General features: G+C 62.2%; 14 protein-coding genes and 1 pseudogene. 13 read left to right on the forward strand and 2 right to left on the reverse strand.

What is annotated here, in order from left to right; translation table 11 throughout:
- The first annotated feature begins 153 nt into the window (after positions 1-153).
- The 6 genes from ACA027_RS12015 to ACA027_RS12040 all read left to right on the forward strand — a co-directional run bounded on the left by ACA027_RS12015 (position 154) and on the right by ACA027_RS12040 (position 8253).
- Entirely contained in the window at positions 154-1443 is a 1290-nt protein-coding gene (locus tag ACA027_RS12015; protein WP_370678468.1) for a GTPase-associated system all-helical protein GASH, read from the forward strand.
- A 53-nt stretch (positions 1444-1496) separates the two neighbouring features.
- On the forward strand, positions 1497-2408 hold the full coding sequence (locus ACA027_RS12020; protein ID WP_370678469.1) for a hypothetical protein: 912 nt from the start codon (positions 1497-1499) through the stop codon (positions 2406-2408).
- Positions 2401-3240 carry a hypothetical protein gene (locus ACA027_RS12025; protein WP_370678470.1) on the forward strand — a complete coding sequence of 280 codons (840 nt, stop codon included), beginning with the start codon at positions 2401-2403 and terminating at the stop codon, positions 3238-3240. The genes ACA027_RS12020 and ACA027_RS12025 overlap by 8 nt, the downstream gene beginning before the upstream one ends.
- Positions 3240-5708, forward strand: a complete 2469-nt coding sequence (locus ACA027_RS12030; RefSeq protein ID WP_370678471.1) for an effector-associated domain EAD1-containing protein — start codon at positions 3240-3242, stop codon at positions 5706-5708. The genes ACA027_RS12025 and ACA027_RS12030 overlap by 1 nt, the downstream gene beginning before the upstream one ends.
- 4 nt (positions 5709-5712) lie before the next feature.
- Positions 5713-6810 carry a caspase family protein gene (locus ACA027_RS12035; RefSeq protein ID WP_370678472.1) on the forward strand — a complete coding sequence of 366 codons (1098 nt, stop codon included), beginning with the start codon at positions 5713-5715 and terminating at the stop codon, positions 6808-6810.
- A 634-nt stretch (positions 6811-7444) separates the two neighbouring features.
- A protein-coding gene (locus ACA027_RS12040) for an IS5 family transposase (RefSeq protein WP_370678446.1) occupies positions 7445-8253 on the forward strand; the annotation gives its coding sequence in 2 pieces (ribosomal slippage) (positions 7445-7775 and positions 7775-8253; 810 coding nt in all).
- A 132-nt stretch (positions 8254-8385) separates the two neighbouring features.
- Here the strand turns inward: ACA027_RS12040 and ACA027_RS12045 are convergent.
- Positions 8386-9258, reverse strand: a pseudogene (locus tag ACA027_RS12045) (tyrosine-type recombinase/integrase); the annotation flags it as partial.
- Between the two features lie 170 nt (positions 9259-9428).
- Between ACA027_RS12045 and dusA the strand changes: the two are divergent.
- The 3 genes from dusA to ACA027_RS12060 all read left to right on the forward strand — a co-directional run bounded on the left by dusA (position 9429) and on the right by ACA027_RS12060 (position 12616).
- Entirely contained in the window at positions 9429-10376 is a 948-nt protein-coding gene (dusA, locus tag ACA027_RS12050) for a tRNA dihydrouridine(20/20a) synthase DusA (RefSeq protein ID WP_370678473.1), read from the forward strand.
- Positions 10377-10519: 143 nt separating this feature from the next.
- On the forward strand, positions 10520-11902 hold the full coding sequence (locus tag ACA027_RS12055) for a polyhydroxyalkanoate depolymerase (RefSeq protein WP_370678474.1): 1383 nt from the start codon (positions 10520-10522) through the stop codon (positions 11900-11902).
- A gap of 9 nt (positions 11903-11911) precedes the next feature.
- Positions 11912-12616, forward strand: coding sequence for an RnfABCDGE type electron transport complex subunit B (locus ACA027_RS12060; RefSeq protein ID WP_370678475.1), 705 nt, complete (start codon positions 11912-11914; stop codon positions 12614-12616).
- Between the two features lie 237 nt (positions 12617-12853).
- On the opposite strand, the gene ACA027_RS12065 is transcribed toward ACA027_RS12060, so the two are convergent.
- A complete protein-coding gene (locus ACA027_RS12065; protein ID WP_370678476.1) occupies positions 12854-14368 on the reverse strand; it encodes a methyl-accepting chemotaxis protein in 1515 nt (504 codons plus the stop codon).
- Between the two features lie 197 nt (positions 14369-14565).
- Between ACA027_RS12065 and dapC the strand changes: the two genes are divergently transcribed.
- The 4 genes from dapC (at position 14566) to prmB (ending at position 19019) form a co-directional block, all read left to right on the forward strand.
- A complete protein-coding gene (gene dapC, locus ACA027_RS12070; protein WP_370678477.1) occupies positions 14566-15771 on the forward strand; it encodes a succinyldiaminopimelate transaminase in 1206 nt (401 codons plus the stop codon).
- Between the two features lie 9 nt (positions 15772-15780).
- A complete protein-coding gene (dapD, locus tag ACA027_RS12075; RefSeq protein ID WP_370678478.1) occupies positions 15781-16614 on the forward strand; it encodes a 2,3,4,5-tetrahydropyridine-2,6-dicarboxylate N-succinyltransferase in 834 nt (277 codons plus the stop codon).
- Positions 16615-16863: 249 nt separating this feature from the next.
- Entirely contained in the window at positions 16864-18078 is a 1215-nt protein-coding gene (gene dapE, locus ACA027_RS12080; protein WP_370678479.1) for a succinyl-diaminopimelate desuccinylase, read from the forward strand.
- Positions 18075-19019: a 50S ribosomal protein L3 N(5)-glutamine methyltransferase gene (prmB, locus tag ACA027_RS12085; RefSeq protein WP_370678480.1), complete on the forward strand. Its 945-nt coding sequence runs from the start codon at positions 18075-18077 to the stop codon at positions 19017-19019. Before dapE ends, prmB begins: the two co-directional genes overlap by 4 nt.
- Positions 19020-19170: the final 151 nt, after the last annotated feature.

A 19170-nucleotide genomic window follows, 5' to 3' on the forward strand; every position in this document is an offset into this window, starting at 1 on the left:
AACAACAAGAGGCGTTTGCCGAAGCAGATTCATCACAACTAGCGAGGTCAGATTGCAGCCAACTGCTTGTGGCTCCGTGCCAGCGCTTCGCGGAGTTGCCAATGAGCACTGCAGTATCATCGTGCAAAAATTATGGTCATCAAGGGGGGTGTGATGGGGACAAGCCTGCTCCAAGAATTTCTGAATTTGCGGCTTCTGGATATCGGGGCCGAGGACGCTCGCCTTGACAAGCTCGAAAGCACCTGCGCCGAACTTGCTCTTTCGTACGCAACCAATCCTCAAAACGCTCTGCCACCGCTCCTAGCAGCGTGGGACCCGAATGCTGAAGCGGCCCCCGCGCTGTTAGAAATTGCTACGGTCCTCCAAGGACACTGGCCAACATTCCGGGGGGCGTTTTCCGGTGAACCGCTGACACTGTACCGAGCGGTGGTGCTCGAGTCGGTCATGCGGGCGATGAACTTGCAGTCCTCGCTTGCAGTCGCAGTGAGCCTAGTTGCCGCCAACGTCCTCCCACAACTGAAGGTTGGGCAAGAAACTCCCATCCTCAAGATTCTTGTTGGACGAGCAGAAGCCCTCACCTCTGTTCGGCTTCAACAAGCTTGGCCGCAACAGGATGGTGCGGGGACTAACCAGGCATCTATGGCTGTGCCGCCTATGAATAGCCTGAAGAAAATTGACGAGAGCACCTGGTTCGCGCAGGTAGCCGCTGCGGCTGGCCCAAGTTCAAACCAAAGTGGCGTGAATCTCAACAGTCCGAACCCACACTGGACGAATAATGCAGGGAGCTGGTCATATGAGTTTGCTGACCGCATGGCCCCGGTACTTGCGGACGTGCATGACAAGGCCGCCGGAAATGCGCTGCGAGTCGCTGGGACGGCTTTCAAAGCTCTGGCGGATGCTGTAGCAGCTAAGCTCAACGAGTTCGTAGAAGCGGAACAGGCACGCAGCAATCAGCGAGAAGCGGCCAGTCGCCTCCTATGGTGGCGCCAAAGCCTCTACTCCGAGACTGCGGAGAAGCCGTACCGCAAACTGCCCGTGGCGCTTGTCGTCTGGCACATGGCACTGGACATCTCCGGCCTCCTGCCTGAGGTGTACCCGCGTGCCGTTGAGTCACTTCTATTCGAGTCGGTGCTCGCGGCCACGGAAGCTCAGGGCAACGTCGAGGTGACTCTGAAAGAGCTGCTCCAAGTGGACGGAGCGACCTCGCAGCTGGCACAACTCCATTGGCTCATGGAGCAGCGAACGTCCGCCTCAAGGACTCTTCTGGTTCAGGCACTGGCGAACTCCTATGCCGCACGAAATCCCGAGTTGGCCAAGCTCGGGGTGGACGCTGAACTCAAAATGCTGCCGGGCGATTGGGCGATTTGGCTCCTCCGTGAAATCAAAGCGCTCGAAACGCTGGCATCTCCCGATGCAGTCAAACAGCCCGCGGAGGCGGCATGAGCCGTCAGTGTTCGTCCTCCGCGTGCCTTGCCCCAGATGAACTCGGGTGCCACATGGGAGAGAGCTCCCTGCACCAGTGCGAGTACTGGCAGAGCAGCCGGGATGTGCAGGAACAAGCTGCTGCAACTGAGACTGACGATAGCGCTCGGCTTCCCTGGACGGGCAATGCCATGGGCGCGGGCGACATCGGCTTTCTCGCTGGCGCCTCTCGCACACGGTTGGTGGGTGTCTTCGGGGTTGCAGAAAGCGGCAAGACTTCTCTTTTGGGTGCGTGGTACCTGCTCTTGGGTCGCGGCATCGGCCCCAAGGGCATTTCTTTCGCCGGCTCACTGACCCTTGAAGGTTGGGAGAACATCGCCGGAAATCTGCGCTGGAACGCCGCGCATGGACCATCGTTTCCGCCGCACACGTCCAGTGGCAGTGGCCGACATCCCGGGCTGTTGCACCTGGATTTGCAGGTCAATAGCGGCCGGCATGACCTGCTCTTTGCAGACGCCCCCGGCGAATGGTTTAGCCGCTGGTCGGTCCGCCGCGATGCGGAGGACGCCACTGGTGCTGCCTGGCTATCGGGCGCCGCGGACGTACTCTTGGTGATTGCTGACTCCAAAGAGTTGGCCGGAGAGCGGCTTGGGACAGCCCGGGCGAACTTGCTCAGTCTGCTGCGAAGGGTGGGCGCTGAGCGGCGTGGTCGCCCCGTTGCACTCGTCTGGACCAAGTGCGACGTTGCGGTCGGCGAGCAAATGCACAGCGCCGTGAAGCATGCGGCCGATTTGGCGCTGGGCACTTACGAGACGTTCAGTGTGAGCATGCAAGCTGCCCCCGGGCAGGAGCCGTATAACCGCGGCCAGGGCCTGCTGGAATTGCTCGATTGGGTTGTGCGCGTAAGTGATCTTACGTTCCCCAAGTTGGTGTTGCCGCATCCGGAGCAAGACCTGCTGCGCATCGTCGGAGGCGTCCATGCTTGAGACTACTCTGAAGATTGCCGTATTCGGTGAGTCCAACGTAGGCAAGAGCCACTTTGGCGCCCAGCTCATTGGGCGGCTGAATGCAGAGAGCGGGTCGTTACGGATGCGCGGCGCTGCTGCAGACCTGGGTGCATTCGAGGAGGTGCTCCAGTCGCTCAGCAGCGGGGTGCCCGGCGCCCATACGTCCGCCGGCACTTACACCGAAACACTACTTCCTGTGCAAGCTGCCGACGGCATCGCAATCGATTTGAATTGGCCTGATTACGCGGGTGAGCAAGTCAGCCAGCTCCAGGAGGAACGGCGTGTTCCAGCTTCCTGGCAGGAACGGGTGGAAGCTGCCGATGGGTGGGTGCTCATGGTGCGGCCCAAGCACGTCCCATTGGGCCATGACATCTTCTCCAAGCCACTTAGCGACTTGCAGGCGTCGTGCGCAGGCGGCGCCGTCGAGTGCTCGCCGCAGGCGCGGCTGGTAGAGCTTCTGCAGATGCTGGTCTACACCTCACGTGCAAGAACCGGCAGGCGCAAGCCCGCACTAGCAGTCCTGCTTTCGTGCTGGGACGAGCTTAAGGAGCCGCAAGGAGTCACTCCCACCGCAGTGCTGCGCAAGAACTTGCCGATGCTGGCCGACTACATTAGCAACAACTGGAGCGAGCAGCGCCGAATTGTCCTGGGGTTGTCAGCAACAGGAGTTGCGCTCTCCAAGGCGGCGCCCAACCAGGATTTCATATACAAGGGCGCAGAAGTGATGGGCTGGATTGTTGACGCGGATGGCGAACACTCCCCGGATCTGACGCTGCCTATCGCCAAGCTCGCTGTGGCAATCCAGAGCTGATGCGCATTCACAAGGCCTGGTATGGCCCCAAGGGCGGACACGCGCTGCTGTACTGCACAGACCCAGGCATGCAGTCGACGTTCAGACAGGCTGCTTGGCTCACGGACTTACCGGGCAACGCTCCGGCCGGGCTGACCTGGGCTCCCTACTTTCGCACCGCAATTCACGAGGACTACTTCGTGCTGGTGCATACGCGACCCAGCCAAGCCTCGGACAGAGCGGGTATGGTCGACTCGGTGGCCGCATTCGTGCCACTGAACGAGCTACCCCAAGTTCCCGACCTGAGGGCGGTGGCTGCAAACGTGCAGGAGTCTCACAACAGCCAAGCGCAAGACCCCTTTGAGGCGACCGAAGACACGCAGGAGGTGACGAGCACGCCGCAACCAATGCTTCTGAGCATTGCCGACGCGCTGATTTCGGCAGCCGCGCGGCCGGTGGTGCATGTCGGACAAGAGGGGTTCGATGACATCATGATGGACCTTCTGCATCTGGTGCCAAGGCAGCTGCGCCGAGAGGTTCTGTTCAGCCTCAGTTTCTCCCCGGGAGAGCCTGGCTCGCCATTCGCCGTAGCCACACCGCGTGAGCTGGTATCGCGCTTTGCGCCTGCGCAAGTGCTCAAGCCGTCTGAGACGGGCCCGACAGCGCGTGTGGCGGCTCTTCTGAACCTGCAAGAAGGCAGGCCCTTGCTGGAGTTCGGACAACAAGCTGGCTTTGACTTGCAGTCACCTGGCGCGCTTGTCCTGTTGGAGCGGGCCTTCCAGCTCTGGACGGATGCGACGAGCGTAGAGAACGGAATCACCTTGGTGCGCCTCTTGGCAGCCAAGTCGGCCGACGTGCCGACAGCGCGCGAGCTTCGGGGAGCAGCGCTCGACCGGCTGACATCGACTGCGGAACAGTGGACGCCGACGGACGTTCTTGCAATGCGCAACCTGCAACTCGAGCGATTCGAATCCGGCGCGCTGGCCCAAGCACTGCAGGATTGGGTAGCGCGAAGGGCGGGCAACATGCGTGCGCCGCTGCCTGAAGACCATCAGCTTCTGGCACAAGCGTCGCGCGCGGCGGCGCAGCAGGATTGGTGGAACCGGCGGGTTCAAGATGGGTTTGCGGTGGCGAGCAAGGCTACGCCGGCCGCAGTGAGCTCTCTCGCATGGGGCACGATTGCGACTTTACCGCAAGACATCGAGCCGATTCTCAGCTTCCTTGAAGAGCAGAAGTTGCTGACTGCGCTTTCGGAGAACGCGCCGCCCACTTTAGTCACTGCCGTCGCCCTGACGGTGGCGCAGGTCAGCGCAGGTCGCCAAGCGTGGGAGCTGTGCGGCGCAGCTTTAGCTGTTGCATATCCCCCTGACAAAGCCCTGCGCGAAGTCCTCAAGGTCGCTACGACGAAGGGTGCACGGCGCGCAGCCATCAAACAGGCACTAAAAAACGCTACGCCTGCCGAACTTCTGGCACTCGCTGTAAGCGAGGACCTTGAAGAGGTTACCTTCCTGGCCGCCAACGCCGTGGTGAACCGGCCCAGCTTGATTGGGGATTTCGAATGGACCTCTCCCGTCTGGTTTGACATCCTGCAGCGTGTTGCCGACAAGCGCCGCAGCGCCGTGGCCGAGGTGCCCAACCGCATAAAGGGTCTTCAGAGCATCATCACGGCGAGTTTGACTTCCGAGCGCATCTGGTCTCCTCTGGTCAGCACGGGCCTGGCAGACCTCTCGAAGGTGCCTAACCGAGCTGAGGCTTGGGCACTCATACCCAACGAGCTCCAGAGGGACGCGATCTCACTAACCGCCAAGGGCTGGATTGCCTCACTGCTCGATGGCTCCGCGCCGATGACAGCGCTGGAGGAGCCGCTAGGTAGCGAAGCGCGAATGATGCTTAGAGGTTCCAATGTGCTGGCAACGGTTGCTCAGAAACACCCCTCACTTTTCATCAGTGTTATCAAAGAAGTACATCCGCGCAGCGACCACGACTGCGTCAGCCTGCTCGACTCCTTTACGAGCAATGGACAATGGCTGCCACCTGTGCAGGCTGCGGCTGTTGGGGCTCTTATCAGGGAGCGATTCTGGCATTCAGCAGCTTCGCGCGCAGCGAGTCTGGCTAGAACGCGCGATGAGTTCCTTGCAGTTTGCAGAGAGTGCTTGGACGTTATGTCGTTGTTGGACAGGTTTTCGTTGTCTCTGCGCGTTGGCAGAGTCTTACAGATCCCTCCGGACGAGGCCTGGAAAATTTTCGAGGAGACGCTGGCGAAACTGTATCCCGGCGGCCCTACCGACCAAGAGGTCTGGAGCAGAAGCGGCGGGCGCAACGAGGAGCTAATTCAAGAAGGGAATGGCATCGCACAGTGGCATCGCTGTCTCAAGCAAGTGCGCTCGGGAAATGGGCCGCTGTTCTCTAAGTTGCTGAACACGGCTCTTAAGGACTTCAGCGGCAACGCTGTACTGCAGGTTTTGCGCGACAACCGCGCGTTAGGCTAGGAACGTGAGCAAGTTTTTTCACTCGGGTCGCGCTTTCATCGTCGGGATCGGCGACTACGACAATCTTTCAGACCTGGGATTTACTCCCGTTTACGACGCTGACGACGTCGAGAAGCTGCTGGTTAGCCCCAAGCACTGTGGTTACCCCACAGCCAATGTGCGGACTCTTCGCAATCGTGAAGCATCCCGCAGCGCAATCATCGCCGGCCTCGAGGACTTGGCAGCCCAGTCTCAGCCCAATGACACAGTCGTCGTCTACTTCTCGGGCCACGGGGCGCAACGCACGGCAGGCCCAGGTGTGGGGACGTACCTGTGCCCGCCCGAATTCGACGGTATGCGACCGCGCGAGACAGGCATCGAAGCAGAAGAGCTCTCGGATCTGCTGCAGGGAATCAAGGCCGAGCGCCTGCTTGTTCTGATAGATGCCTGCCGCTCCGGAGCGGTGGCCCGCATCAAAGGCGAGGATTTGTTGAAGTGGGAGTTTGGCGGCCAGCGGCTTGACAAGCTCGCTGTTGGCAAAGGGCGCGTCATCATCTCTGCAAGCGAAGCACACCAGAACTCGATGATTCTCGGGCGCTACCGTAACAGTCTATTTACCCACTTTGTGCTCAAAGGCCTTCAGGGCGGCGTTGATGACCGCTCCGACGGCCTCATTCACGTCCTTGACCTTTTTCACTATGTCGCACAACAGGTCACTAAAGAGCGTGGCGACCAGAATCCAGTGCTGACAACGAGGACGCAAGACAACTTCCCGGTTGCACTGCGTAAAGGAGGTTTCCTCAAGTCCGAAGAAGGGTCTGGCGAAGACGCCAGTGAGCAGGAGTCTGGCAATACGGGGGCGGCCCCAAAAGAAGTCGAAGACCTGATGGTGGTCCTGTATCCTCAGGGACCCACTGACCGAGAGATTTGGTCGCGTGCTGACGGAGACCTTGCAAGCCTACGTGCAGGCAGCACAGGGCGTGCCGCCTGGCATGCTGCACTGCGTACGCTCGCCCTGGGTGGTGGCGGCGCCATCACGATGGACTCCCTCCTGAAAGAAGCAGCTGCTGAATACGGAAACAATCCTCAATTGCGCAGCCTGCTTGACGCCCGGCGATCTTGAGCACTAAGCGGTAGCATGAGGGAATAAAGTCAAGAACCGCAGCATTCCAGCGATAGGGGAGTTGTAGCCGAACGGAGGGCCAAAGCCAAAACGGCTGCTACGTAGCGATTCTGCTGCCCGCTGCCGTAGATGGCTGCTCTCTGCCACTGTGCGGTCGGCTGCTCGACGTTGTTGAAGGACTGCAACCGCTGCGCAGCAGACATTGGTCACGGCCGCAAGAGAGACAGCAACAGGTCGGCATGAGCCTGCCACAAAATGCAGAAGCGGTCATTCGTGTTGATATACGGTGGAGCGCACATTCGAGTGGCCGGTTCCGAGCGTGAAGCGCGCCTCTCAGGACAGGCTACGTTCAACGTCCGGTGTTGACAATTCCCGTCGCCCAACCAGTGAAACGTGAATGGCTTAGAGCACAGCCTGAAGCCGCCCGTTTGAGGACTGCTCCTGGCCGGAGGCTCAGAGTAGAGGCTGCAGACATCTTGGCGCCACTTGTGCCTCTGGGGACAATGACTACGCCATCGGTTGCAGCAGTCCAAACCAGATTACAGAAGGGGAGCATTACTTTGCGCAACGCATTAAGAGTGGCTAACACCACTTCTCCAGAGGGCCTCGCAGAGCGGTTATGCTCGCTGCCCTCATGGCACGACGACCCGTAAGCAAAGAACTGTGGCGACAGCTACAACCCCTGATCCCAGCCTTCGTGCCTTCTGCCAAAGGCGGTGCGCGCAAACGCGCAATCAGCGATGAAGCTGCCCTCAACGGCATCTTGTTCGTGCTGCAAACAGGCATTCCATGGGAAGACCTTCCCCAATCCCTGGGCTACGGCAGCGGCATGACTTGCTGGCGGCGCCTGCGCGACTGGAACGCCGCTGGTGTCTGGGAGCAGCTGCACCAAGCCATGCTGACTCGCTTGCGTGAACATGACCAAATCGATTGGAGCCGGGCCAGCATTGATGGCTCCTCGGTACCAAGCCCCCGGGGGGCCAGGAAACGGGCCCAAACCCCACGGACAGAGGCAAGCTCGGCTCCAAGCGGCACATCGTCGTAGATGCCAGAGGCATCCCGCTGGTGATCTTGGTAAGCGGGGCGAACAGGCATGACTCCAAGATGTTCGAGAAGTGTGTGGACGCGATTCCTGCGATTGCTGGCCTGCCAGGGCGTCCCCGTAAAAGGCCAGCCAAGCTGCACGCCGACAAAGGCTACGACTTCAAGCGATGCCGAGCCCATCTGAGGCAGCGGGGCATCATGGGCCGAATTGCCAGACGAGGCATTGAGAGCAGCGAGCGGCTGGGCAAACACCGGTGGGTGGTGGAGAGGACGCACAGCTGGTTTGCAGGCTTTGGCAAGCTGCGAATCCGCTTTGAACGACGGCTGGATATCCACGAAGCGCTGCTGAAATTGGCGGCAGCGATCATCTGCGCGCGCTTCGTGGATCGGTGGTGTTAGCCACTCTAAGTTGATGCGCTCAGGCGATTGCATTGCTGAAAGTGGAGTAAATTTTAAGCAACACTTGCGACGTTGGGAGAACTCGTGTCGCAAGTCGTGAAAGCGAAGGTCTTCAATCTCAAGCATATGGCACGCCCTTGTGAAGGCCGCCCCTATGCTCTTGCTGTTGTACGGGAATACCTCGAGTGCCGTGCGCGGCTGGCGCTCGATGATCTCCATGGCAGCCTTGAGAATTCGGAAGCTGCGCCGGTTGCCTATCTTCTGGGTCGGGTGCTTCACGTCATCGACCCAGCCCACCCCCTTCTCAAAGTCCACATCCTCCCAACGAATGCGGCAGATCTCTTCCTGGCGCCTGGCGGTGAGAAGCGCGAACTGGAAAATGTCCAGCATCGGGATCTGGGCCCGACCGTCGCGACTGGAGAAATACTCCGCCAGCAAGCGCTCCTCATCGCCACTCATGCGGCGCGTGCGCTGCATCGGTTTTGCAATCACCTTCGTGCGCATCAGCTCCTGCTTGGCTGCATCCACGGCAAGCAGCGGCTCCTTCACATCAAAGTTGGTGGCTGCCGACAAGAACACCTGCCGTAGCCACACCACATCATTGAGCACCGTCGCAGGCCCCGCGCCATCCTCCAGGCGCCGACGCTTGCAGTGCTCTATCAAATCAGCCGCAGTCAACAGGCGCGCGTCCTTCTGCGCAATCCCGGCTTCACGTAGCCGGCGTATGTCCGCAGTCTTCGATCTTCCCCAATTTGTGATTCCATCGGCCTGGGCTGTATAGCTATCCAGCAGCTCGCCGACTGTGACCTTTGCAGAGCGCAGCGCACCCGTAGCCCTGGCATTTTCCAGCTCGGACTCTCTGCGCTTTAACCACACCTGAGCCAAAGCCTTGCGGGTGAAAGTCTGTGCCTCACTGTGCACAATAGCGCCCTTGTCTTTTAGACGGATCTGCGCTGTATATGCAGTTGTGCCGTCCGCCCTTTTTCGTGCGGTGATTGTTCCCATTGCTCCGGTGCTACACGTCGTTTTTGTAGCACTGACTGTAGCACTGCACAGCAGAAATCGGGGTTTTTCGGTGGTTTTCGGGGTGCTACCTCGGTACTACAAAGCATCCAGAATTCACAATGAACGCTGAAATTTCAAAGCAAAATCAACAAGTTACCTCACCATGGCGCATGAGCGTTGCGCCCATGCTGGACTGGACCGACCGGCATTGCCGCTATTTCCATCGCCTGCTCAGCCGCAACGCCCTACTCTACACGGAGATGGTCACCACCGGCGCATTGCTGCATGGCGATGTAGCGCGCCATCTGCGCTTTCACGCACAAGAACACCCCCTGGCTCTGCAGCTGGGCGGCAGCGAGCCCTCCGACCTGGCCCAGGCGGCCAAGCTGGGCGCGCAATGGGGCTACGACGAAATCAATCTGAACTGCGGCTGCCCCAGCGAGCGCGTGCAGCGCGGTGCCTTCGGCGCCTGTTTGATGAACGAGCCAACTCTGGTGCGCGACTGCGTCAAGGCCATGGTGGATGCGGTCGATGTGCCAGTCACCGTGAAGCACCGCATCGGCATCGACAAGGAAGAGAGCTACGGCTTTGTGCGTGACTTCATTGGCACGGTGGCCGAAGGGGGCTGCAATGTGTTCATTGTTCACGCCCGCAATGCCTGGCTCAAGGGCTTGTCGCCCAAGGAAAACCGCGAGATCCCACCGCTGCGCTACGACATGGTGGCCCAGCTCAAGCGCGACTTCCCCCAGCTCACCATTGCCATCAACGGCGGCATTGCCAACGATGCCGTGGTGCAGGACTTGCTCGGCCAGGTGGATGGCGTGATGGTGGGCCGCGAGGCCTATCACAACCCCTGGTGGCTGGCCCGCTGGGACGCGCTGTACTTTGGCGCCGCGCCCAACGAACTCTCCCACCTCGAAGTGGAAGAGGCCATGGTGCGCTATATGGAGCAGGAAGCGGCCGAGCACGGCACGGGCTGGTACGCCATTGCACGCCATATGCTGGGCCTGCGCCACGGACTGCCAGGGGCACGCCGCTGGCGACAAGTCTGGAGTGACCATCGGCTGAAACATTTGCCCGCTCGCGAAGTGTTCACCATCGCCAATACCAAGACATAAAAAGTGCAGCACATGGGCCCAGCTGTCATTCTTTGACAAACATTTCGTATCTACGGAGATAAAAACTGGGGATATTTCCAATCACACGGGCTTGCAAGTGCTGATATATTGCACTGCAACATATCTTTACCCGCGACCTCCCCATGCTCTACCAGCTCTATGAAACCCAACGGGCTCTTGTCGAGCCCTTTGCTGACTTTGCGCGTGCCACCGCAAAGCTCTACAGCAACCCCATGCTGCCATTGAGCAAGCTTCCCTATTCCCAGCGCATGGTCGCAGGCTTCAACCTGTTCTACCGCCTGGGCAAGGACTACGAAAAGCCGGAGTTCGACATCCGTTCCGTCAAGGTCAACGGCGTGGATGTCACCATTCGCGAGCGGGTGGAAGTTGACAAGCCGTTTTGCGAGCTGCGCCGCTTCAAGCGCTTCTCGGATGACCCCGCCACGCTGGACACCTTGCTGGACCAGCCTGCCGTGCTGATCGTCGCCCCGCTGTCGGGCCACTACGCCACCTTGCTGCGCGACACCGTCAACAGCATGCTGGGTGACCACAAGGTGTTCATCACCGACTGGAAAAATGCCCGCCTGGTGCCGCTGTCCGAGGGTGAGTTCCACCTGGACGACTACATCAACTACGTGCAGGAATTCATCCGCCATCTGCAGGCCAAGTACGGCCACTGCCATGTGGTCAGCGTCTGCCAGCCCACGGTGCCCGTGCTGGCCGCTGTCTCGCTGATGGCCACCCGCGGTGAAACCACGCCGCTGACCATGACCATGATGGGCGGCCCCATCGATGCCCGCCGCTCGCCCACCTCGGTCAACAACCTGGCCACGCAGCGCAGCTTCGAATGGTTCGAGAACAACGTCATCTACCGCGTGCCTGACAACTACCCAGGTGCCGGCCGCCGCGTGTACCCCGGCTTTTTGCAGTACGCCGGCTTTGTGGCCATGAACCCCGACCGCCACGCCACCAGCCACTACGACTACTTCAAGGACTTGATCAAGGGCGACGGCGCCAGCGCCGAGCACCACCGCAAGTTCTACGACGAGTACAACGCCGTGCTCGACATGGACGCCGACTACTACCTGGAAACCATTGCCACCGTGTTCCAGGACTTCAAGCTGGTCAACGGCACCTGGGATGTGATCAACACCGCAGGCGAAAGCGAGCGCGTGTGCCCTCAGGACATCCGCCGCAGCGCGCTGCTGACGGTCGAAGGCGAGCTGGACGACATCTCCGGCTCCGGCCAGACCCATGCCGCCCAGGATCTGTGCACCCAGATTCCCTCTCATATGCGCCAGCACATGGACGTTCCAGGCGCGGGCCACTATGGCATCTTCAGCGGCCGCCGCTGGCGCGAGTTTGTCTACCCGCGCCTGCGTGAGTTCATCCTGCAACGCCACACAGAAGGCCAGCCCAGCCAGCGCGCGGCCGGCCCTGCAGCCACCGCCGATGTACAGGAAAGCCCTGCAGCCTTGAGCGTGACCGCCACCCCGGCACACAGCAAGCGACGCACGCGCCGATAATACGGGCCCATGGCCCAGCCCCTACCGCCACAGGCACCCCAGCCAGCCCTGCAAGGACTGGCTTTTTTGATTGACCAAGCCCTGCCGCAGACCCAGTGCACACGCTGCGGCTACCCTGACTGCGCCCATTACGCCCAGGCCATTGCCGAGCAAGGCGCTCCCATCAACCAATGCGCGCCCGGCGGGCAGGAAGGCGTGGAGCGCCTGGCAGCCCTGACGCACCAGGCAGTGCTGCCACTGAACCGCAGCTTTGGCGTGGAAGGGCCGCTGACCGTGGCCCGCATCGACGAGGCCTGGTGCATAGGCTGCACGCTGTGCATCAAGGCCTGCCCCACCGACGCCATCCTGGGCGCGAACAAGCAAATGCACACCGTGCAGGCCGTGCATTGCACCGGCTGCGAACTGTGCCTGCCCGTGTGCCCGGTGGACTGCATCCAGCTGGATGTGGTCAGCGGTGATGCCACCGGCTGGCAGGCCTGGTCCGGCAACCAGGCCGAACATGCGCGCGCGCGTTATGCCCGGCACCAACAACGCCTGACCGCGCCGCGCCGCGTGCTGCGCAGCACCGCAGCACCGCAAACTGCGCCAGCAGACACCGACAGCCAGGCAGACAAGCCGCTGCAGCAGCCTGCAGCCCCCGCCGCCGTCGACCCCAAAAAAGCCGCCATTGCCGCCGCCCTGGCCAAGGCCCGCGCACTGCGCAACAAGGCCTAGACGACGCATTCCTGCTTGCAATAGCCAGAGCAGAGGTGCCACTCTCTTGGAATGGGGATGCCGTGTCCACAGGGACTTCAGCAGCGTTTCAAAAACTTGGTTAGGCCCAGACCGCATCAAACTGGCACAGCCCATGTCAGGGCACCGCGCAAGGGCCGCCCCGCAGCGCTGGTGCCGTCCCCCTCCGGCGAAGCCAGAGAGGGGGAAGCGGCGCAGCCGCTCAGGGGGAGCCCCCATTCACCCCCCCGCAAACTCCTTGTAAATGCCGCAGCCCAGGTAGACGCCATCCTGCTTGCAGACAAAAGACATCTTGGTCAGCACGCTGCCGGTGCCGGGGTGGAGGTAGGCATATTCCACCCAGCCCGGGCCTTGCTCGGCCTGGCCGATGATGCTGCTCAGCAGCTGCTCGCCATCCACGCCCTTGGCGTCTTGCACGCGGCTGCCCACACGGGCGGGGTTGCCGCCAAAGGCCAGGTAGCGGCCATTGGCATCCAGCACGAACACATACATGTCCCGGTCGTGAAAGGGCTGACCCGGGTCAGTCAGCGAGGCCCAGTAGCGCTCCAGCGGCATGCCCATGCGTCGCAGGGTCTGGGCCCGCTCCACCAGGGCCACGGCCTCTTCGGCCGTCCCCTGCTGCAGGCGAAAGCGCGAGACGGCGCGCGTCAGCGTCACCGCACGCTCCTCCAGCGTCTGTGCGTGGCGCACGGCCTGGTGCACCATCTGGGCATTGTCCTGTGTTACCTGGTCGATTTGGTGCACAGCCAGGCTGATCTGCTCCAGCCCCGCGCCCTGGCTGGCTCCGGCCTGGGTGATGGCCGTCACATGCTGGGCCACGCTGCGCACCCCCTGGGCAATCTGGGCCATCTCCGTGCCGGCGCGGCGAATCATCTGCGTGCTGTCGCCCACCTGGCGTACCGAATTGCCAATCAGTTGGCTGATTTCCTTGGCGGCTTCCGAAGAGCGCTGCGCCAGCGAACGCACCTCCGAGGCCACCACGGCAAAACCGCGGCCTTGCTCACCGGCGCGGGCGGCCTCCACGGCCGCGTTCAGCGCCAGGATATTGGTCTGAAAGGCAATGCCATCGATGACGCCGATGATTTCATTCATGCGTCCGGCGCTTTGCTCAATGGCCTCCACCGAGTGCACGGCCCGCTCCATGGCCTGGGCGCCATGTTCCACGGCCTGGCGCACCTGCAGGGTCTGCGCATCAGCGGCCTTGGCCATATCGGAATTGTTCTGCACCGTGGCACTCACCTGCTCCACGCTGACCACGGTCTGCGCCACGCTGCTGGCCTGCTGCTCGGTACGTACCGACAAGGCATGCTGGTCTTGCGTGAGGTGGTGCCCCGCCTGGGCCACCAGGGCCGCATTGCTGCGCACATCGGCCACCATGGCGGACAGCGACAGCACCATGGCATCAAGCTGCGCCCCCAGCGCAGACAGCTCGTCATGCCCGGTAAAAGCGGCGCGGCTGGTCAGATCGCCTTGTGTGGCCTGGTGGGTCACCTGCAGCAGGCGACGCAGCCCCTGGGCCAGGTCTACATAAAGACCACCCACGCCATAGAGGAACAGAAAAATCACCACGGCCGGCGCCGCCAGCTGCAGCCAATACGTCTCCAGCCAGGCAGCGCTCCAATGCATCACGGCCAATGCTGCTGCACCGCACAGCGCCAGCACGGTGAACTTGGCGCGCATGCCCATGCGCCGCAACAACCACAAGGCCGGCCCAAAAAAAAGCTGGCTAAACATCTTGTCTCCCCGTCTCTTGCTGTCTTGTTTTCATTCGCTGCCGCCCGTTGTACGCGAGCGGGCGCCCTCACGCAAACCCCATCACACCGGGGTTTTCATCAATAGCTCTGCGCTACCACGACAAAAAGACGAAAACCCCGGTCAGATTGGGAAAAGCCCATGCCCCACGCCAAGGCGACCCCGATAATGCGTGCACCATGAACCCCCTGCTCTCCCAACTGCAGCCCTATCCTTTTGAGCGGCTGCGCCAATTGTTTGCGGGCGTCACCCCGCCCGCCCAGCTCCCTCACATCAGCCTGGGCATGGGTGAACCCCGCCACCCTACGCCAGCATTCCTACAGCAAGCTGTCACGGCCAATCTGGCGGGCCTTGCCAACTACCCGGCCACGGCAGGCGACATTCGATTGCGCCAGGCCTGTGCCGACTGGATGGGCCGGCGCTATGGCGTGCAGCTGGACGCCGCCAGCCAGGTGCTGCCGGTCAATGGCTCGCGCGAGGCGCTGTTCTCGTTTGCGCAAACCGTGATCGACCCCACTCTGGCAGGGGCCACCGTCATCTGCCCCAATCCCTTCTACCAAATCTACGAAGGCGCCACGCTGCTGGCCGGGGCCACGCCCTATTACGCCGCCAGCGAGGCTGCACGCAATTTCGCCGTGAACTGGGATGCCGTACCCGCCGAGGTCTGGCAACGCACCCAGCTGATCTTTGTCTGCTCCCCCGGCAACCCCACGGGTGCCGTGATGCCGCTGGCCGAGTGGCAAAAACTCTTCGAGCTGTCCGACCGCTACGGCTTTGTGATTGCCTCCGACGAGTGCTACAGCGAGATTTATTTCCGCGATGAGGCCCCCCTGGGTGGCCTGGAGGCGGCCAAGCAACTGGGCCGCAGCGACTTCCGCAATCTGGTGGCCTTCACCAGCCTGTCCAAGCGCAGCAATGTGCCGGGCCTGCGCAGCGGCTTTGTGGCGGGCGACGCCCATCTGCTCAAGTCCTTTTTGCTCTACCGCACCTACCACGGCGGCGCCATGAGCCCCACGGTGCAACTGGCCAGCATCGAAGCCTGGGGCGACGAGGCCCATGTGGAGGACAACCGACGGCTTTACCGCGAGAAATTCGCTGCCGTCACGCCGCTGCTGGCGGAAGTGATGGACGTACGCCTTCCCGATGCCAGCTTTTACCTGTGGGCCGGCGTGCCTGCCCAATTGGGCATGAGCGACGCCGAATTCGCCCGCGCCCTGTATGCCGAGCAGCATGTCACCGTGCTGCCGGGCAGCTATCTGGCGCGCGAAGCCCAGGGCCACAACCCCGGCGCCGGCCGTGTGCGCATGGCCCTGGTGGCCGAGACCGCCGAATGCGAGCAGGCCGCGCGCCGCATCGTTGACTTCATTCACACCCATACCAACTGAGCCCTTGCCATGACGCAACACATCCAACAGATCATCGATACCGCCTGGGACAACCGCGCTTCCCTCTCCGCTGCCACCACTCCCAAGGAAATCGTGGACGCCGTGGAGCATGTGATCGTCGAGCTGAACAACGGCCGCCTGCGTGTGGCCACCCGCGAAGCCGTGGGCCAGTGGACCGTGCACCAGTGGATCAAAAAGGCCGTGCTGCTGTCCTTCCGCCTCAAGGACAACGCGCTGATGCAGGCCGGCGCCCTGAACTTCTATGACAAGGTGCCCACCAAGTACGAAGGCATGAGCGAGGCCGAAATCGCCGCCACCGGCGTGCGCGTGGTGCCGCCCGCCGTGGCCCGCCGTGGCAGCTTCATCGCCAAGGGCGCCATCCTGATGCCGTCTTACGTGAACATCGGCGCCTATGTGGACGAAGGCACCATGGTCGACACCTGGGCCACCGTCGGCTCCTGCGCCCAGGTGGGCAAGAACGTGCACCTGTCCGGCGGCGTGGGCCTGGGCGGCGTGCTGGAGCCGCTGCAGGCCAACCCCACCATCATCGAGGACAACTGCTTCATCGGCGCGCGCTCCGAAGTGGTGGAAGGCGTGATCGTGGAAGAGAACTCGGTGATCTCCATGGGCGTGTACATCGGCCAGTCCACCCCCATCTTCAACCGCGAAACCGGTGAAATCAGCTACGGCCGCGTGCCCGCAGGCTCGGTCGTGGTCTCGGGCAATCTACCCAAGCAAACCAAGGGCGGCAAGGACTACAGCATGTATGCCGCCATCATCGTCAAGACCGTGGACGCCAAGACCCGCTCCACCACCAGCCTCAACGATCTGCTGCGCGACTGAGCACGCCAGCCAGGTGCGGCGGCGATGCTCTCCAGCGCCACAAAACCGCCAGGCCGCACCGGCCTCTGCAGGCCCGCCCACCGCGGTGTCGCTATGCCTGCACAATAACGCCCCACAGGCCAGGAATGCTCCGGCACTCCTGGCTTCCTGCTTTCAGCCCCGGTCTTCTGACCCGCATGACGGCCTTAGCGCCGCAGCAGCCCGCTGAAATCCTTTTTGCCGGCAAGCCGCCCCATTCACGTTTTGCACATGTCGCCCACCTTGCAGCTGGCTGAAGCCCTGATCAGCCGCCCCTCCGTCACCCCCGAAGACCTTGGTTGCCTGGAACTGCTGGCCGAGCGCCTGGCGCCCCTGGGCTTTGCCTGCGAGCGCCTGGACAGCGGCCCCGAGAGCTTTCGCGTCCACAACCTCTGGGCCAAACGCACAGCAAAACAGCCTGTAGCACAGACCGCATCTGCACAACCAGCTATCAAAACCGTGGTGTTTGCCGGCCATACCGATGTGGTGCCCACCGGCCCGGTGGAACGCTGGAGCAGCCAGCCCTTTATTCCCACCTACCGCGACGGCAAGCTGTTTGGCCGTGGTGCCAGCGATATGAAGACCTCCATCGCCGCCTTTACGGTGGCCGTGGAAGAGTTTCTGGCCGCCACGCCCGAGCCGCTGTTGAACATCGCCCTCTTGCTCACCAGCGACGAGGAAGGCCCCTCCCTCGATGGCACCCGCGCCGTGGTGGAAATCTTCAAGCAGCGCGGCGAGCCGCTGGACTACTGCATCGTGGGCGAGCCCACGGCCGTGCAGCAAACCGGCGACATGATCAAGAACGGCCGCCGTGGCACGCTCAGCGGCCGCCTGGCCGTGCACGGTATTCAAGGCCATATCGCCTACCCCCAACTGGCGCGCAACCCCATACACCAGGCGCTGCCGGCCCTGGCCGAGCTGGCCGCCACCCGTTGGGATGAAGGCAACGCCTTCTTCCAGCCCACCAGCTGGCAGATCAGCAACATCCACGGTGGCACCGGCGCCAGCAATGTGATCCCGGGCGATGTGGTGATCGATTTCAACTTCCGCTTCTGCACCGAAAGCACGGCCGAAGGCCTGAAGCAGCGCGTGCAAACCCTGCTGGACCGCCATGGCCTGGAATACGAGCTGGCCTGGACCCTGGGGGGCGAGCCCTTTCTGACCACGCCGGGCGAACTGGTGGTGGCCGTGCAGGCCGCCATCCAGGCCGAAACCGGGCTGGAGACCGAGCTTTCCACCACCGGTGGCACCAGCGACGGCCGCTTCATCTCCCAGATCTGCCCCCAGGTCATCGAGCTGGGCCCGCCCAACGCCAGCATCCACAAGATCGACGAGCATATTGCCGTTGCCGATGTGGAGCCGCTGAAGAACATCTACCGCCGCACCCTGGAAAACCTGCACCAGCAGGCCCTGGCGGCAACCACCACACAAGGAACCGCCGCATGAGCAGCGCCCCCACCGCGTCTTACACCCTGCCCCATGGCACCACCGTGGCCGCCCTCATCGCCAGCGGCGCCCAATGCCTGCAAGACGCTGGCGTGGGCTTTGGCCATGGCACGACCAATGCCGAGGAAGAAGCCATCTGGCTGGTGCTGTGGCAGCTGGGCCTGCCCATCGACGCGCCCCTGGGTGAGGAAGAAGATTCGGTAGACAAACAGCCCGTCACGCCCGAGCAGAGCGCACAGATTGCTGCGCTTTTTGAAGCGCGCATTACCAGCCGCAAGCCTGCGGCCTACCTCACCAAACAGGCCTGGCTGGTGGGCGTGCCCTTCTACATCGACGAGCGCGCCATCGTGCCGCGCAGCTTTATTGCCGAGCTGCTGGCCGATGGCAGCATCGACGGCTGGCTCAGCGACAAGACCACCCAGGTGCTAGACCTGTGCACCGGCAACGGCTCCCTGGCCTGCCTGGCCGCCATGGCCTGGCCCGAGGTGCAAGTGACCGGCGCCGATATCTCCAGCGACGCCCTGGCCGTGGCCCGCATCAATGTGGACCAGCATGGCCTGCAAGACCGTGTACGCCTGCTGGAATCCGACGGCATGGCCGGCGTGCCCGGCCCCTGGGACCTGGTGCTGTGCAACCCGCCCTATGTGAATGCGGACAGCATGGCCAAGCTCCCCGCCGAATACCTTGCCGAGCCCGAACTGGCCCTGGCCGGCGGCGCCGATGGCATGGACTTTATCCGCCAGCTCTTCACCGACCTGCCCGCGCGCCTGAACAAGCATGCGGTGGTGGTGCTGGAAATCGGCAATGAAAAGCCGTTTTTTGAAGCCGCCTTCCCCGACCTGCCCCTGTTCTGGCTGGACACCAGCTCCGGCGACGAGCAGGTGCTGCTGATCACGCAAGAAGCGCTGCAGCATTGGAGCCAGGCGCAGCAGGCCAGCTAAGCCCCTGTGCTGCATCCAGTACAACAAGGCGCCTGAAACAAGCAAAGAGCGGCCAATGGGTCGCTCTTTTTTTGTAGCTGCAAGTGCTTATCTAGCCACAATCTCCCAGCACTTTCCATGGGAAAGCGTTGCAACCACTGCATCAGCAGCT

The sequence above is a fragment of the Comamonas sp. GB3 AK4-5 genome (assembly GCF_041320665.1).
In the GTDB taxonomy this organism is placed as follows: domain Bacteria; phylum Pseudomonadota; class Gammaproteobacteria; order Burkholderiales; family Burkholderiaceae_C; genus Comamonas.

Bases quoted from the DNA above. Each gene is read 5' to 3' on its own strand.
- ACA027_RS12015 (WP_370678468.1), top strand. From the start codon at position 154: ATGGGGACAAGCCTGCTCCAAGAATTTCTGAATTTGCGGCTTCTGGAT.
- ACA027_RS12020 (WP_370678469.1), top strand. From the start codon at position 1,497: ATGGGAGAGAGCTCCCTGCACCAGTGCGAGTACTGGCAGAGCAGCCGG.
- ACA027_RS12025 (WP_370678470.1), top strand. From the start codon at position 2,401: ATGCTTGAGACTACTCTGAAGATTGCCGTATTCGGTGAGTCCAACGTA.
- ACA027_RS12030 (WP_370678471.1), top strand. From the start codon at position 3,240: ATGCGCATTCACAAGGCCTGGTATGGCCCCAAGGGCGGACACGCGCTG.
- dusA (WP_370678473.1), top strand. From the start codon at position 9,429: ATGAGCGTTGCGCCCATGCTGGACTGGACCGACCGGCATTGCCGCTAT.
- ACA027_RS12055 (WP_370678474.1), top strand. From the start codon at position 10,520: ATGCTCTACCAGCTCTATGAAACCCAACGGGCTCTTGTCGAGCCCTTT.
- ACA027_RS12060 (WP_370678475.1), top strand. From the start codon at position 11,912: ATGGCCCAGCCCCTACCGCCACAGGCACCCCAGCCAGCCCTGCAAGGA.
- ACA027_RS12065 (WP_370678476.1), bottom strand. From the start codon at position 14,368: ATGTTTAGCCAGCTTTTTTTTGGGCCGGCCTTGTGGTTGTTGCGGCGC.
- dapC (WP_370678477.1), top strand. From the start codon at position 14,566: ATGAACCCCCTGCTCTCCCAACTGCAGCCCTATCCTTTTGAGCGGCTG.
- dapD (WP_370678478.1), top strand. From the start codon at position 15,781: ATGACGCAACACATCCAACAGATCATCGATACCGCCTGGGACAACCGC.
- dapE (WP_370678479.1), top strand. From the start codon at position 16,864: ATGTCGCCCACCTTGCAGCTGGCTGAAGCCCTGATCAGCCGCCCCTCC.
- prmB (WP_370678480.1), top strand. From the start codon at position 18,075: ATGAGCAGCGCCCCCACCGCGTCTTACACCCTGCCCCATGGCACCACC.